Raw genomic sequence first — 211 nt, 5'->3', positions numbered from 1 at the left:
TCGCCCACGGACGCTCACCAGCTCCAGCCCTTCCTCCAAGCTGAACACTCCAGCTATACAGGCGGCCGTATATTCTCCCAGACTGTGCCCGATCAGCGCGATGGGCTTCACCCCCACACTCATCCACAACTGGGCCAGGGCATATTCAGTCACAAACAGCGCTGGTTGGGTCAGCCATGTCTCCTCTAATTGCTTCTCTTCAAAGCCCTCT

General features: G+C 57.3%; 1 protein-coding gene. It reads right to left on the bottom strand.

Features of this window, described 5'->3' with window-relative positions:
- On the bottom strand, positions 1-211 hold a 211-nt coding region (locus LCF57_RS00010), incomplete at both ends, for an acyltransferase domain-containing protein (RefSeq protein ID WP_225998878.1).

The organism is Paenibacillus sp. BJ-4 (assembly GCF_020404765.1).
GTDB lineage: Bacteria > Bacillota > Bacilli > Paenibacillales > Paenibacillaceae > Paenibacillus.
Note: the sequence above shows the minus strand (reverse complement) of the source record. Positions and strands in the feature narration are given on the sequence as shown.